The following is a 14,246-nucleotide window of genomic DNA, read 5'->3' as shown; positions in this document are numbered from 1 at the left end:
TTTCAGATCGGCAACTGCGTGGTCGACAGCACCTGCTTGAGCACCACGAAGGTCCGGATCTGCCGCACGCCCGGCAGGTACAGCAGCTGCTCGGCATGCAGGCGGTTGAAGCTGTCGTTGTCGCGGGTGCGCACGAGCATGAAGTAGTCGAATTCGCCCGTGACGACGTGGCATTCGAGGCAACCCGACACCTTCTGCGCCGCCTTCTCGAAATCGGCAAACGAGTCGGGCGTGGAGCGGTCGAGCACCACGCCGATCATCACGAGCATGCCGACCTCGAGCGCGTCGGGGTCCAGCAGGGCGACCACGCCCTTGATGAAGCCCGTGGCCCGGAGCCGCTCGACCCGCCGCAGGCAGGCCGGCGCGCTGAGGTTCACCTTGGCGGCCAGCGCCACGTTCGACACCGAGGCGTCGCGCTGCAGGGCGCGCAGGATGGCGCGGTCGGTGCGGTCGAGCTCCGTCGGGGCACGCAACTTTGTTGTGCTCATGGCTTCTTTCTCGAATGAAAGGCTTTCTCTTGGGACATCCTGCCTTCTTTTGAACGCCAAATCCAGCGAACTTCGCAAGCACATTGCAAACCCTTCTTCCTACGATCGACAGCTTCACCCCCTCGGAGCTGCGTCGATGAACCTGAAGAAATTCCCCCGCCACGTCCTGACCTTCGGCCCCACGCCGATCCAGCCGCTGAAGCGCCTGAGCGCCCACCTGGGCGGCAAGGTCGATCTCTACGCCAAGCGCGAGGACTGCAACAGCGGCCTGGCCTTCGGCGGCAACAAGACGCGCAAGCTGGAGTACCTGATTCCCGAGGCGCTCGAAGGCGGCTACGACACGCTGGTGTCGATCGGCGGCATCCAGTCGAACCAGACGCGCCAGGTCGCGGCCGTGGCCGCGCACCTGGGCCTGAAGTGCGTGCTGGTGCAGGAGAACTGGGTCAACTACTCCGACGCGGTGTACGACCGGGTCGGCAACATCGAGATGTCGCGCATCCTCGGCGCCGACGTGCGGCTGGACGCGGCGGGCTTCGACATCGGCATCCGCCAGAGCTGGGAACAGGCGATGGCCGACGTGCGTGCGGCCGGCGGCAAGCCCTTCCCGATCCCCGCGGGCTGCTCGGAGCACCCGCGCGGCGGCCTGGGCTTCGTGGGCTTTGCCGAGGAAGTGCGCCAGCAGGAGGCCGAGCTGGGCTTCAAGTTCGACTACGTCGTGGTCTGCTCGGTCACGGGCAGCACGCAGGCCGGCATGGTGGTGGGCTTCGCGGCCGACGGCCGGGCCGACCGCGTGATCGGCATCGACGCCTCGGCCAAGCCGCAGCAGACCTACGAGCAGATCCTGCGCATCGCGAAGAACACGGCCGAACTGGTGGAACTGGGCCGCGACATCACCGAGAAGGACGTGGTGCTCGACCGCCGCTTCGGCGGACCCGAGTACGGGCTGCCGAACGAGGGCACGCTGGAGGCGATCCGTTTGAGCGCGCGCTTCGAGGGCATGCTGACCGACCCGGTGTACGAGGGCAAGTCGATGCACGGGATGATCGAGAAGGTGCGGCTGGGTGAATTCCCGGCCGGCTCGAAGGTGCTGTATGCGCACCTGGGTGGTGTGCCCGCGCTGAACGCCTACAGCTTCCTGTTCCGCAACGGCTGAACCAGACGGCGCCATGAAAAAGGCCGGCATGTGCCGGCCTTTTTCATGTGGCGAACGAACTCAGCTCGCGCGGCAAATCTTCAGCATGTTGGTGCCGCCGGGCGCGCCCATCGGCTCGCCGCAGGTGATGGCGTACACGTCGCCGCTTTGCACGATGCCGCGCTTCTTCAGGTGGCTCTCGGCCTGGCGCAGCGCGGTGTCGCGGTCGCTTTCCGAATCCATGAGCAGCGGGCGCACGTTGCGGTACAGCGCCAGCTTGCGCTGCGTGGCCAGGCGTGAGGTCAGCGCGTACATGGGGATGTGCGCGCGGTGGCGGCTCATCCACAGGATGGTGGAGCCCGACTCGGTCAGCGCCACGATGGCCTTGGCGCCCAGGTGGTGCGCCGTGAACAGCGCGCCCATGGCGATCGACTGGTCGATGCGGCTGTAGGTCTTGCCGCTGAAGTCGGCGTCGAGCGTCTTGTCTTCGGCGGCCTCGGCGGCTTCGCAGATGCGGCTCATCTCCTGCACGGTCTCGAGCGGGTAGCGGCCCGAGGCGGTTTCGGCCGAGAGCATCACGGCGTCGGTGCCGTCGAGCACGGCGTTGGCCACGTCGCTCACCTCCGCGCGGGTCGGCACGGGGTTGGTGATCATCGACTCCATCATCTGGGTCGCGGTGATGACCACCTTGTCCATGTCGCGCGCCATGCGGATCATCTTTTTCTGCAGCGCCGGCACGGCGGCGTTGCCCACTTCAACAGCCAGGTCGCCGCGGGCGACCATGATGCCGTCGCTGGCGCGCAGGATTTCTTCCAGCTTCGGAATGGCTTCGGCGCGTTCGATCTTGGCGATCATGCCGGGCTTGTGGCCGTACTCGGCGGCCGCCACGTTGCACAGCTGGCGCGCCATTTCCATGTCGGTGGCGTTCTTGGGGAAGCTCACGGCCACATAGTCGGCCTGGAAGCTCATCGCGGTCTTGATGTCTTCCATGTCCTTGGCCGTCAACGCGGGCGCCGTGAGGCCGCCGCCCTGCTTGTTGATGCCCTTGTTGTTCGACAGCTCGCCGCCGAGCTTGACGGTGGTGTGCACCGCCTCGCCCTTGACGCCATCGACCGTGAGCACGATCAGGCCGTCGTTCAGCAGCAGCTTGTCGCCGGGCTTCACGTCGCGCGGCAGGTCCTTGTAGTCCAGGCCCACGGCATCGACATCGCCCAGCTCGGTGCGCGAGGCGTCGAGCACGAACTTGGCGCCCGGCTCCAGCCAGATCTTGCCCTGCGCGAACTTGCCGACGCGGATCTTGGGGCCCTGCAGGTCGGCCATGATGGCCACTTCGCGGCCGGCCTTGCGGGCCGCCTCACGCACCATGGTGGCGCGGTCGATGTGGTCCTGCGCCGTGCCGTGGCTGAAGTTCAGCCGCACCACGCTGACCTTGGCCAGGATCATCTGTTGCAGCAATTCCGGCGTGCTGGAGGCGGGGCCGAGGGTGGCGACGATCTTGGTGGCGTGGCGGGGGATGCGGTCCGAGCTCATGAAGGGGTCTCCGTTTTGTATTCGCTACTGTATACACTTTGTGTGTCGAACGGAAGTCAGTCGCCACGGGGGATTTCCCTCCCGTAGCCGGACCGCCGCCGGAATCAGCCCGCCGCGCGCTTGGCCAGGATCTCGAAGGCCGGCAGGGTCTTGCCCTCCAGCACCTCGAGGAAGGCGCCGCCGCCGGTCGAGATGTAACCGACCTGCTTTTCGATGCCGTACTTGGCGATGGCCGCCAGGGTGTCGCCGCCGCCGGCGATCGAGAAGGCGCTGCTCTCGGCAATGGCTTGCGCGATGGCCTTCGTGCCGCCCGCGAAGGCGTCGAACTCGAACACGCCCACGGGGCCGTTCCAGACGATGGTGCCGGCTTCGCGCAGCTGCGCGGCCAGGATGGCCGAGGTCTTCGGGCCGATGTCCAGGATCAGGTCGTCCTCGGCCACGTCGGTGGCGGCCTTGACGGTGGCGAGCGCGTCGGCCGCGAAGGTCTTGGCCGTGACCACGTCGACCGGGATCGGCACGTCGGCGCCGCGCGCGCGCATGGCGTCGATCACGGCCTTGGCCTGGTCGAGCAGGTCGGGCTCGGCCAGCGACTTGCCGATCTTCAGGCCCGCGGCCAGCATGAAGGTGTTGGCGATGCCGCCGCCGACGATCAGCTGGTCGACGTTGGCCGACAGGCTCTTGAGGATGGTGAGCTTGGTGCTGACCTTCGAGCCCGCCACGATGGCGACCAGCGGGCGCTTGGGCTGGGCCAGCGCCTTGGTGATGGCGTCGATCTCGGCCGCCAGCAGCGGGCCGGCCGCGGCCACCTTGGCGAACTGGGCGATGCCGTAGGTGGTGGCTTCGGCGCGGTGGGCGGTGCCGAAGGCGTCGTTCACGTAGATGTCGGTGAGCGCGGCCAGCTTGCGGGCCAGTGCTTCGTCGTTCTTCTTCTCGCCCTTGTTGACGCGGCAGTTCTCCAGCAGCACGACCTGGCCGGGCTTCACGTCGACGCCGTCGACCCAGTTGGCGATCAGCGGCACCTCGCGGCCCAGCAGCTCCCCCAGGCGCTTGGCGACAGGGGCCAGCGAGTCTTCGGGCTTGAATTCGCCTTCGGTCGGGCGGCCCAGGTGCGAGGTGACCATCACGGCCGCGCCGGCGTCGAGCGCCAGCTGGATGCAGGGCACCGAGGCGCGGATGCGCGTGTCTTCGGTGATGCGGCCGGCATCGTCCTGCGGCACGTTGAGGTCGGCACGGATGAAGACGCGCTGGCCGGCGGCCTTGCCTTGCGCACAGAGGTCGGTGAATCGAATGACGTTCATGGGTCTGAGGATGGTGAAAGACGGGACTGCCCGCATTGTAGTTTTCGCCCTCTGGCGCCCCTGCGCGTCTCTTGCGGGGCGGTGATGCTTTTTCAGACCTTCGGCTGCGCGGTCGCGAACTGCTCCAGGATGCCGACGAAGCTCGCCGCCGCGGGCGACAGCGAACGCCGCGCCGCGCTGTACACGCAGACCTCGCGGTGGAAGTCGGGCGACTCGAGCCGCACCATCTGCAGCCCGTGCGCGCGCACCAGCGACGCCGAGTAGGTCGGGCACACGGTCAGCCCCAGGCCCGAGGCCACCATGCCCAGCGCGGTGGTCATGTACGACACCTCCTGCGTGCCCGGCCGCATCAGGAAGGCGCGCTCCTCCGCCCCCAGCTCGGGCAGCACGCGCTGGCGGAAGTCGCGCGTGGGCGCGATGAAGGTGTAGGGCCCCAGCTCGTGCCAGCGCACCTTGCGGCGCTTGGCAAAGGCGTGGCCGGGCGGACAGATCAGCCAGTGGCGGTCGCGGAACAGCGTGCGACGTTCGATGGCGGCGGCGTCCACCGCCACGTCCTGGCCCACGGCCAGCTCGACGTCGCCGGCCGCCACGCCCAGCAGCAGGTACTCGGGCAGCGTGTCGGCCAGGCGCACGTCCACGTCGGGGTACGCCTCGCGGTAGGCGGCGATCACGCGCGGCATCAGCGTACAGGCCATGAGCTGCGGCGCTGCGAGCCGCAACAGCCCTTTCTTCTTGTCACGCAGGTCGGTCACGCCCGCGACCGCGCTCGTGAGGTCGCCGAGCAGCCGGTGCACCGACGGCAGGAACTCGCGCCCCGCCTCCGACAGCTGCACGCGCCGCGTGTTGCGGTCGAGCAGCTGCACGCCCATCTCGCGCTCGAGCTCGCGCACCAGCACGCTGAGCGCCGACTGCGTGAGGTGCAACTGCCCGGCGGCGGTGGTGAAGCTGCCGGCTTCGGCCACGGCGGCGAAGGCGCGCAGCTGGCGCAGGGTGAGGTTCATATATATGGTTATTTCATCAATCGATGAATTAATTTCGATTGCATCATAAGACGCGGCATTGCCCAATCGCGGCCTCAACGGAGACACGACATGCCGACGAACGCCACCCCCACGGCGCCCCCACCCATTCGCGGGCTGCACCACTTCGCCTGGCGCTGCCGCGACAGCGAGGAAACCCGCCACTTCTACGAAGACCTGCTGGGCCTGCCGCTGGCCCACGTCATCAAGAACGACCACGTGCCGAGCACGGGCGAGTACTGCCCCTACGTGCACATCTTTTTCCAGATGCGCGACGGCGCGTACATCGCCTTCTTCGACCTGGGCGACGACACCGCCGCGCTGCCCTCGCCCAACACGCCTTCGTGGGTGAACCACATCGCGCTGCGCGTCGACTCGGTGGCCGACCTGCTGGCCGCCAAGGCGCGGCTCGAAGGCGCGGGCATCGAGGTGCTGGGCGTGACCGACCACCACATCATCGAGTCGATCTACTTCTTCGACCCCAACGGCATCCGCGTGGAACTGACCACGCCGACCGTGCCGCAAACCGAGATGGACGCGCACGCGCGCCATGCCCATGCCGACCTCGACGCGTGGACCGCGCGCAAGGCGGCGCTTCGCGCAGCGAAAGGCGCGTCGCATGTCTGAGATGCAACTCGCCGTCATCGACGTGAAGCCCGGCGCGGCCATGGACAGCCAGTCGGGCCTGCAGCTGCTGCGCCCGCGCATCTACGGCGCCTTCCGCGCGCCGCCGGGGCCGAAAAAGATCGCGGCCATCGTGATGCACCCGACCAGCAACTTCATGGGCCACTACCTCATCGGCCCGCTGGCCGAGCGCGGCATCTGCTGCATGGGCCTGAACTCGCGCTTCGTCGGCAACGACACGGTGCTGCTGATGGAGCGTGCGATTCAAGACCTGGGCGCCGGCGTGCAGTACCTGCGCGCCGCCGGCTACGAGAAGGTGTTCCTGGTCGGCAACTCGGGCGGCGCGGCGCTCGCGGCCTTCTACCAGGCGCAGGCCGAACAGCTCACCGCCACGCACCTGCCCGACGGCGACCCGACGCACCTGCACCCCAGCGACCTGCCGCCCGTGGACGGCCTCGCGCTGTGCGCCGCGCACCTGGGCCGCACCCGGCTCATGCGCGACTGGATCGACCCGTCGGTCACCGACGAGCACGACCCGCTCTCGGTCGACCCCGAGCTCGACATGTACGACCCGCGCCACCGCGTGCCCTACGAGGCCGACTTTCTCGCACGTTTCAGCGCGACGCAGAAGGCGCGGATGGACCGCATCGAGCAGTGGTGCCTCGACCGCCTCGCGCTGCTGCGCAACACACCCGGCGCGCCGCGCGACCAGACCTTCGTCGTCTACCGCACGCACGCCGATCCGCGCTGCGTCGACCTGTCGCTCGATGCCAACGCGCGCCTGCCCGGCAGCGTCTGGGGCGATGCGCGGCAGGTGAACTATTCGGCCAACGCGATGGGCCGCACCACCTCGCTGACCGCGTTCCTCTCGCAGTGGTCGTCGCGCTCGCAGGCCGACGGGCCCACCAACCTCGCGCGCACCACGGTGCCCCAACTGCTGCTGACCTACACCGGCGACCAGTCGACCTTCCCGAGCACGCGCGACGCGTGGATGGCCGCGGGTGGCGCGCGCATCCGCAACGTCGACATCGTCGGCGGCAACCACTACCTGGCGGGCCAGCCCGAGCTGATTCCGCAGGCGGCCGATGCCATCGCCGAGTTCGCGCACGCGCTGTAGACGAGACATGGAAAACTTTGCATTCGCACCGGCCTACGAGTTGCCGGTCTGGCCCTTCACGCCGCCGCCCGAACTCGGCAGCGCGCAGGTGGTGCGCCACCCGGTCGTGATCGTCGGCGCCGGCCCCTCGGGCCTCACGCTGGCCTGCGACCTCGCACAACGCGGCGTGCGCGCCGTGCTGCTCGACGAAGACGACACCGTGGGCGTGCGCGGCGCCTCGTCGCGCGGCATCTGCTACGCACAGAAGAGCCTGGAGATCTTCGAGCGCCTGGGCATCTACGAACGCATCGCGGCCAAGGGCGTCACCTGGTCGTTCGGGCGCACCTTCTCGGGCAACGAGGAGGTCTACAACTTCAACCTGCAGGCCACCAGCGTCTCGACGCAGCCGCCCTTCATCAACCTGCAGCAGTTCTACATCGAGTGGTTCCTGGTCGATCGCATCCTCGAGCTCGGCGTGACCGACCTGCGCTGGAAGAGCCGCGTGACGCGCGTCGAGCCGCTGGCCGACGGCGTGCGCATCGACGTCGAGCCGCTGGCCGACGGCGTGCGCATCGACGTCGAGCCGCTGGCCGACGGCGTGCGCATCGACGTCGAGACGCCCGCCGGCAGCTACACGATCGAGGCCGACCACCTGATCGACGCCACGGGCGCGAACAGCCCGATCCGCACGCAGCTCGGCGTGGCATCGCACGCCTCGCGCAGCACCGACCGCTGGTGCATCTCCGACGTGCGCTTCGAAAAACCGTTGCCGACCGAGCGCTGGACCTGGGTCGACGCGCCCTTCAACGAAGGCCGCGGCGTGTGGCAGCACCTGATGGCCGACGGCGTGTGGCGCATCGACTACCAGATGCCAGAAGACTGCGACCCGGCCGAGATCAGCCGCCCCGAGGTGGCCGGTGCGCGGCTGCGCGAACAGCTCGGGCCCGACGTGGCTTTCGAGTTCGTGTGGATCGGCCCCTACGGCTACCGCGACCACCTGCTGGAGCGCTTTCGCCACGGCCGCGTGTGCTTCATCGGCGACGCCGCGCACGTGGTGAGCCCCTTCGGCGCGCGCGGCGGCAACACCGGCATCCAGGACGCGGCCAACCTCGGCTGGAAGCTCGCGCTGGTCGCGCAGGGCCAAGCCGGCGATGCGCTGCTCGACAGCTACGACGCCGAGCGCCGCCCGGCCGCGCAGGAGAACCTGACGGTCACGAGCCGCTCCGCGCGCTTCCTTGCACCGCGCACGCCGGCCGAGCACACGCTGCGCCGCGCCGTGGTGGCACTGGCCAAGCGCCACACCTTCGCGCGCGCGCTGGTCAACACGGGCCGTATGTCGGTCGCCAACGACTACCCCGCCGCGCCGCTGCTGCCCGAGGGCGCGCGCACGGTGCAGAACCTGCCGCTGCATTGGGCCGACGGGCGCCAGACCACGCTGATGCAGCTGCTGGCCGAGGGCACGCAGTGCCTGGGCCTGTGGTTCGCGCCGACGCGCGCACAGGCGCAGGCCGCGAGCGATGCCACGGCCGCACTGCCGCTGCGCCTGCTGGCCGTGGGCGGCGACAGCGGTCTACCGACCTTGCAGGCCGACGAGACGCTGGCGCGCCACCTCGGCCTCGACCCCAGTGCAGCGGGCGGCTTCGTGCTCGTGCGCCCCGATGCCTACCGCGCCGCGCTCCTTGCGCAAGCCACCCCCGACACGGTCACCGCCGCCGTCCGCACGGCGCTCGCACTCCCCGTTTCGTCCTCATGATCACCGAGCCCCGCATCCCCGACCCCGACGGCTTCTACGCCGCCCTGCTGGCCGCGCACGAAGGCCGCACCGAGGCGCAGAGCGCCGACCTCAACGCCCGCCTCGTGCTGCTGCTGGCCAACCAGTGCGCCGACCAGGCCGTGCTGCTCGCCTGCATCCGCGCGGCGGCCGAGGCCGACGACGACATCCCCACGACCACGACAACACCGCCATGACCGCCACCGTCTCTTTCGCTTCCGCCTCCGACACCCGCGAGCAGAAGCCCCGGCTGCAGGAACTCGCGCCGGGCGCCTACGGCTACATCAGCGATTTCGATCCCAACTGCGGCTTCGTCGTCGGCGACGAGCAGGTGGTGCTGATCGACACCCGCCCCACGCCGCGCATGGCGCGCGACTTCCTCGCGGCGATCCGCAGCGTGACTGACAAGCCGATCCGCACCATCGTGCTCACGCACTACCACGCGGTGCGCGTGATGGGCGCGAGCGCCTTCGACGAGGTGCAGGAGATCGTCGCCAGCAACGGCACGCTCGACTGGATCCGCACGCGCGGCCAGGCCGACTTCGAATCGGAGGTGGGCCGCTTCCCGCGCCTGTTCGCGGGCGTGGAAGAGATTCCGGGCCTGACCTTCCCGACCACGGTCTTCGAACGCGAGATGACGCTGCCGCTGGGCGACGGCCGCGAACTGCGGCTCATGGCGCTGGGCCGCGGCCATTCGAGCGGCGACACCGTGGCCTGGCTGCCCGACAGCGGCGTGCTGTTTGCGGGCGACGTGGTCGAGAACCACTGCGGCGTCTACGCGGGCGACGCCTACATCGGCGACTGGGCCGGCACGCTCGACGCGGTGCGCGCGCTCAAGCCGCGCGTGCTGGTGCCCGGGCGCGGCGCGGTGCTGCAGGGCGAAGCGGCCTGCGCCGAAGCGATCGGACTCACGAAGGACTTTCTCTCGACGCTGCTCGACAGCGTGCGCACGGGCATCGCCGCGGGCGACACGCTCAAGGGCTGCTTCGCGCGCGCCGAGGCCGCCATGACGCCGCGCTTCGGCGGCTGGCCGGTGTTCCAGCACGTGCTGCCCTTCGACGTCTCGCGCGCCTACGACGAACTGCGCGGCATCGAGCACCCGGTCGTATGGACCGCCGAGCGCGACCGCGAGCTCTGGCAGATCCTGCGCGGCACCTGAGCCGCCCCCTTTTTCAACAAAGCAACGGAGACAACAAACGATGAAACGCTTCCTTCCCCTGCTGGCCGCGACCCTCGCGCTCGCCACCGCGCCCTTCGCGTCGGCGCAGCCTGCGGCCTACCCCAGCCAGCCCGTGAAATGGATCGTGCCCTACGTGGCCGGCGGCGGCACCGACAACCTCGCGCGCTCGCTGGCCGAGGCCATCCAGCCCTCGCTCGGCCAGCCGCTGATCATCGACAACCGCCCCGGCGCGTCGACCAACATCGGCGTGTCGGTGATGATGCAGGCCAAGCCCGACGGCTACACGATCATGCAGGCCGAGAACGCGGCGCTGCTGTTCAACGAGCACATGTTCGCCAAGCTGCCCTACAAGCCGGCGACCGACTTCACCTACATCGGCACCATCGGGCGCTTCCCGGTGGCGCTGGTGGTGCACCCCGACTTCCCCGCGAAGAACGTGGCCGAGTTCGTGCGCTACGTGAAGGCCAACCCCGACAAGGTGAGCTACGCCTCGCCCGGCAACGGCTCGCCGCACCACATGGCGATGGAGCTGTTCAAGCAGAAGGCGGGCCTGACGATCACGCACGTGCCGTACAAGGGCGCCGCGCCCGCCATGACCGACGTGATGGGCGGACAGGTGCCGACGATGATGCTCGACCTGGCCTCGGGCCTGCCCATCATCAAGTCGGGCAAGGTGCGCGTGCTGGCCATCGCGCTGCCGCAGCGCGCCAGCGCCCTGCCCGAGGTGCCGACCTTTGTCGAAGCCGGCTTCAGCGACGTCAACGCCTACGCCTTCCACGGCCTGATCGGCCCGGCCGGCATGCCGCCCGAGGCCGTGGCGCGCATCAACACCGAGCTGCACAAGGCAATGAAAGCACCGAAGGTGGTGAAGCTGTTTGCGGAGTTCGGCTTCGAGGCGCTGCCCGGCACGCCGCAGGACTTCTACAAGCTCTCGCGCGCGGAGAGCGAGCGCTGGGGCAACATCATCAAAACCGCCGGCGTGAAACTCGACTGATCGAATCCGGTCACCAGCCCAGGCCGAGGTGCAGGGGCAGGTAGACCGCCATGCCGGCCAGCATCGTACCGAGCACGCCGCGCCGCCAGAAGTAGTAGGCGCCGCCGACGACCGCCGCGTAGAGGCGGGCGTCGTGCAGCGTGGTGATCAGGTGGCCCTGCGTCATCACGATCTCGGGCGCGATCACGCCGGCCAGCGCGGCGGCCGGCGCGTAGTGCAGCGCGCGGTGCGCCCACTCGGGCAGGCCCCAGGGCCGGTCGAGGATGAAGAAGAAGCAGCGCGTGAGCACGGTGACGCCGGCGAGGCCGGCGATCACGGCCAGGGTCCACCAGTCGGTGCCGCCGGCGCTCACTTGTCGTCCTCCGCGTCGGGGTCGAGCCCGAACTGCTTTTCGAGCCAGAAGCACAGCAGCACCGCCACGCCGATCGCGACCACGATGTTGAGCTTGAGCGGCAGCGCGTAGGCCGCGACCGCCGTGGCGCCCGCGATGAGCGCGGCCAGCACGCGCAGCCGCGTCGTCGCCATCGAGCAGACGATGGCCACCAGGCTCAGCACGCCGGCAAAGCCCAGGCCCCAGGTCTGCGGAATGAGGTTGGCCAGCGCGATGCCCAGCAGGCTCATGCCCATCCACGCGCACCAGGTCACGAAGTAGTTGCCGGTGAGGTAGGCCTCTTGCGCCAGCCGCTCGGCGGGCGTCGTCGGTGGCGCCGTGTACTGCTTCGTGAAGAGCGCGTAGCTCAGGTCGGCCGTCAGGTAGCCGTGCAGCAGGCGGCGCCAGCGCGGCATGTGCATGAGGTAGGGCCGCAGGTGCAGGCTGAACACCACGAAGCGCAGGTTGACGCAAAAGCCCGTCGCCAAAATCACCCAGGCCGGCGCGCCCGCGGCCAGCAGCGGGATGGCGGCCAGCTGCGAGCTGCCGGCATAGACGAACAGGGTCATCGCCACGGCCTCGAGCACGCTCATGTCCGACTTGACCATGGCCACGCCGGTCATCAGGCCCCAGGCGCCGATGCCGAGCGCGGCCGAGGCCATGTCGCGCATGCCGGCGCGGAACTCGGGCTGGCGGCGCAGCGTGGGCGAGAGGAACATCAGCCGAAGACCTGGCCGGCCTTCAGGTCGAAGCCGCGCAGGAAATCGGCCGCGGGCAGGCGCTTGCCGCCCGGGCGTTGCAGTTCGGTGAGCACCACGGTGGCGTCCGACGCCGCCACGGCGACGCCCGTTGCATCGGCCGAGATGATGGTGCCGGGCGCGGCGCCTGCAGGGCCGGGCGCCACGTGCGCGGCCCAGAGCTTGACGGTCTCGCCACCGAGCGGGCTGTTGGCGCCGGGGAACGGATCGAAGGCCAGCACGCGGCGCACGATGGCCGCGGCCGGCTGCGTCCAGTCGATCAGCGCTTCGTGCTTCTCGACCTTGTGGGCGTAGGTGATGCCTTCGGTGGGCTGCGGCGTGCGAACCAGCTGGCCGATCTGCGCCAGTGCCTCGACCACCATGCGCCCGCCGAGCGCGGCCAGCCGGTCGTGCAGGCGGGCGGTGTTCTCGCCGGGCGCGATGTCGAGCGCCTCGCGCAGCAGCATGTCGCCGGTGTCCAGGCCCGCGTCCATCTGCATGATCGTGATGCCGGTCTGCGCGTCGCCGGCCTCGATGGCGCGGTGGATCGGCGCCGCGCCGCGCCAGCGCGGCAGCAGGCTGGCGTGGATGTTGAGGCAGCCGTGCGCCGGCAGGTCGAGCACCCACTGCGGCAGGATCAGCCCGTAGGCGGCGACCACCATCACGTCGGGCTGCCACGCCAGCAGCGTGTCGCGCGCGGCCGTGGCCTCGTCGGGGTACTTGCCGTCGAGCCGCAGGCTGCGCGGCTGGGCCACGGGCCAGTTGTGGGCCACGGCGCACTGCTTGACGGGCGAAGCCTGCAGCTTCATGCCGCGGCCGGCGGGCCGGTCGGGCTGGCTCATCACGCCGACGATGTCATGGCCGGCGGCGGCAATGGCCTCCAGGGCGACGCGCGCGAACTCGGGCGTGCCCGCAAAAACGACTTTCAACGCGCTCAATCCCGGATCCGTTCGAATTCGAGGTCATCCCCCGTGTGATACCGGCGCACCACGCCGGTGGGGTCGATGTAGATATAGAGCATGCGACGCTCGTTGATGGCCTTGTAGCGCCAGGTCCAGACGGTGCCGTCGAAGGAGCTGACGCGGCTGATTTCGTAGGGCTTGCCGTAGAAGGCCAGCACCTCGTTCTGGCGCCAGCGGTCGACCTGGATGTCGTGGTCGAAGCGCGCCTCGGTGAGCACCTGGGTCACCGAGACGACCTTGCCGGACGCGTCGAGGTCGATGTCGACCACCTCGAAGCCGGCCGGCATGCGCGAATACTGCAGGCGCTCGCCGCCGCCGTTGAGCGGGTAGCGGCCGGTGGGCGCGCCCAGGCGCTGCAGGGTCTCGGCGGCGGAGGTGCCGGGCTGGATGCGCGTGGGTTCGCTGGCGCAACCCGCCAGGAACAACAGTCCGGCGGCGGCCAGCGAGGACCACGCAGCCCGGTGGCTCATGCCCGTGCTTCTTTCATGTCCTCGCGCTGCTGCTTGAGGAGCTTGCTCTTGATGCGGTTGCGCTTGAGCGGCGACAGGTATTCGACGAACACCTTGCCCATGAGATGGTCGAGCTCGTGCTGGATGCACACGGCCAGCAGGCCCTCGGCCTCGATGGTGTGGGTGTTGCCGTCGGCGTCGAGCGCCTGGACCTTCACCGAGGTGGAGCGCATCACGCCGTCGTAGATGCCGGGCACCGAGAGGCAGCCCTCTTCATTCAGCACTTTTTCGTCGCTGGCCCAGGTGATTTCGGGGTTGATGAGCACGATCGGCTCGTTGCGCTCTTCGGAGACGTCGATCACGACCACGCGCTCGTGCACATCGATCTGGGTCGCGGCCAGGCCGATGCCGCTCGCGTCGTACATAGTTTCCAGCATGTCGGCGACCAGCGTCTTGATGCGCGCGTCCACGCCCTGCACCGGCTTGGCCACCGTGTGCAGGCGCTTGTCGGGGTAACTCAGAATGATTCGTTTGGCCATGAAATCGGGGGGAAGTTGTGGCTATTTTCGCCAATTCCGCGACGCGTCGCGGCGCAT

General features: G+C 69.2%; 16 protein-coding genes. 7 read left to right on the top strand and 9 right to left on the bottom strand.

The window, feature by feature from the left end:
* Positions 1-2 precede the first annotated feature (2 nt).
* The gene (locus VHAB30_RS27055; RefSeq protein ID WP_159279217.1) at positions 3-488 is read right to left on the bottom strand and encodes an Lrp/AsnC family transcriptional regulator; all 486 of its coding nucleotides are present in this window, start codon (positions 486-488) and stop codon (positions 3-5) included.
* Between the two features lie 136 nt (positions 489-624).
* Here VHAB30_RS27055 and VHAB30_RS27050 point away from each other — a divergent pair, with 136 nt between their 5' ends.
* Positions 625-1,641 carry a 1-aminocyclopropane-1-carboxylate deaminase gene (locus VHAB30_RS27050; RefSeq protein ID WP_159279216.1) on the top strand — a complete coding sequence of 339 codons (1,017 nt, stop codon included), beginning with the start codon at positions 625-627 and terminating at the stop codon, positions 1,639-1,641.
* Between the two features lie 60 nt (positions 1,642-1,701).
* Here the strand turns inward: VHAB30_RS27050 and pyk are convergent, their stop codons facing one another.
* The 3 genes from pyk to VHAB30_RS27035 all read right to left on the bottom strand — a co-directional run bounded on the left by pyk (position 1,702) and on the right by VHAB30_RS27035 (position 5,449).
* A complete protein-coding gene (pyk, locus tag VHAB30_RS27045) occupies positions 1,702-3,150 on the bottom strand; it encodes a pyruvate kinase (protein ID WP_159279215.1) in 1,449 nt (482 codons plus the stop codon).
* A 104-nt stretch (positions 3,151-3,254) separates the two neighbouring features.
* Complete coding sequence (locus VHAB30_RS27040) at positions 3,255-4,448, bottom strand: phosphoglycerate kinase (protein ID WP_159279214.1); 1,194 nt, start codon at positions 4,446-4,448, stop codon at positions 3,255-3,257.
* A 92-nt stretch (positions 4,449-4,540) separates the two neighbouring features.
* Positions 4,541-5,449 (bottom strand): LysR family transcriptional regulator, encoded by a 909-nt coding sequence (locus tag VHAB30_RS27035; RefSeq protein ID WP_159279213.1) that lies wholly within the window; start codon positions 5,447-5,449, stop codon positions 4,541-4,543.
* A 90-nt stretch (positions 5,450-5,539) separates the two neighbouring features.
* On the opposite strand from VHAB30_RS27035, the gene VHAB30_RS27030 reads away from it, so the two are divergent.
* From VHAB30_RS27030 to VHAB30_RS27005, 6 genes are read left to right on the top strand one after another with little or no spacing between them, the layout of a single operon-like run.
* Positions 5,540-6,094 carry a VOC family protein gene (locus tag VHAB30_RS27030; protein ID WP_159279212.1) on the top strand — a complete coding sequence of 185 codons (555 nt, stop codon included), beginning with the start codon at positions 5,540-5,542 and terminating at the stop codon, positions 6,092-6,094.
* Positions 6,087-7,208, top strand: coding sequence for an alpha/beta hydrolase family protein (locus tag VHAB30_RS27025; RefSeq protein WP_159279211.1), 1,122 nt, complete (start codon positions 6,087-6,089; stop codon positions 7,206-7,208). The genes VHAB30_RS27030 and VHAB30_RS27025 overlap by 8 nt, the downstream gene beginning before the upstream one ends.
* A 7-nt stretch (positions 7,209-7,215) precedes the next feature.
* Complete coding sequence (locus VHAB30_RS27020; protein ID WP_159279210.1) at positions 7,216-8,940, top strand: FAD-dependent oxidoreductase; 1,725 nt, start codon at positions 7,216-7,218, stop codon at positions 8,938-8,940.
* On the top strand, positions 8,937-9,155 hold the full coding sequence (locus VHAB30_RS27015; protein ID WP_139700740.1) for a DUF2783 domain-containing protein: 219 nt from the start codon (positions 8,937-8,939) through the stop codon (positions 9,153-9,155). The genes VHAB30_RS27020 and VHAB30_RS27015 overlap by 4 nt, the downstream gene beginning before the upstream one ends.
* Complete coding sequence (locus VHAB30_RS27010) at positions 9,152-10,117, top strand: MBL fold metallo-hydrolase (RefSeq protein WP_159279209.1); 966 nt, start codon at positions 9,152-9,154, stop codon at positions 10,115-10,117. The genes VHAB30_RS27015 and VHAB30_RS27010 overlap by 4 nt, the downstream gene beginning before the upstream one ends.
* Before the next feature lie 40 nt (positions 10,118-10,157).
* On the top strand, positions 10,158-11,132 hold the full coding sequence (locus VHAB30_RS27005; RefSeq protein WP_159279208.1) for a Bug family tripartite tricarboxylate transporter substrate binding protein: 975 nt from the start codon (positions 10,158-10,160) through the stop codon (positions 11,130-11,132).
* A 10-nt stretch (positions 11,133-11,142) separates the two neighbouring features.
* Here VHAB30_RS27005 and VHAB30_RS27000 read toward each other — a convergent pair whose 3' ends face one another.
* Genes VHAB30_RS27000 through def form a run of 5 tightly spaced genes read right to left on the bottom strand, consistent with a single transcriptional unit; the run spans position 11,143 to position 14,189 of the window.
* Positions 11,143-11,484 (bottom strand): AzlD domain-containing protein, encoded by a 342-nt coding sequence (locus VHAB30_RS27000; RefSeq protein ID WP_159279207.1) that lies wholly within the window; start codon positions 11,482-11,484, stop codon positions 11,143-11,145.
* Positions 11,481-12,221 carry an AzlC family ABC transporter permease gene (locus VHAB30_RS26995; RefSeq protein ID WP_062478259.1) on the bottom strand — a complete coding sequence of 247 codons (741 nt, stop codon included), beginning with the start codon at positions 12,219-12,221 and terminating at the stop codon, positions 11,481-11,483. Before VHAB30_RS26995 ends, VHAB30_RS27000 begins: the two co-directional genes overlap by 4 nt.
* Positions 12,221-13,177 carry a methionyl-tRNA formyltransferase gene (gene fmt / locus VHAB30_RS26990; protein ID WP_159279206.1) on the bottom strand — a complete coding sequence of 319 codons (957 nt, stop codon included), beginning with the start codon at positions 13,175-13,177 and terminating at the stop codon, positions 12,221-12,223. The genes VHAB30_RS26995 and fmt overlap by 1 nt, the downstream gene beginning before the upstream one ends.
* Entirely contained in the window at positions 13,174-13,671 is a 498-nt protein-coding gene (locus VHAB30_RS26985; protein ID WP_159279205.1) for a hypothetical protein, read from the bottom strand. The genes fmt and VHAB30_RS26985 overlap by 4 nt, the downstream gene beginning before the upstream one ends.
* Positions 13,668-14,189: a peptide deformylase gene (def, locus tag VHAB30_RS26980; protein ID WP_159279204.1), complete on the bottom strand. Its 522-nt coding sequence runs from the start codon at positions 14,187-14,189 to the stop codon at positions 13,668-13,670. Before def ends, VHAB30_RS26985 begins: the two co-directional genes overlap by 4 nt.
* Positions 14,190-14,246 lie beyond the last annotated feature (57 nt).

Origin of the sequence: Variovorax boronicumulans (assembly GCF_009811375.1) — a bacterium.
Lineage (GTDB): Bacteria > Pseudomonadota > Gammaproteobacteria > Burkholderiales > Burkholderiaceae_C > Variovorax > Variovorax boronicumulans.
This window is presented reverse-complemented; position numbering and strand designations above follow the sequence as displayed.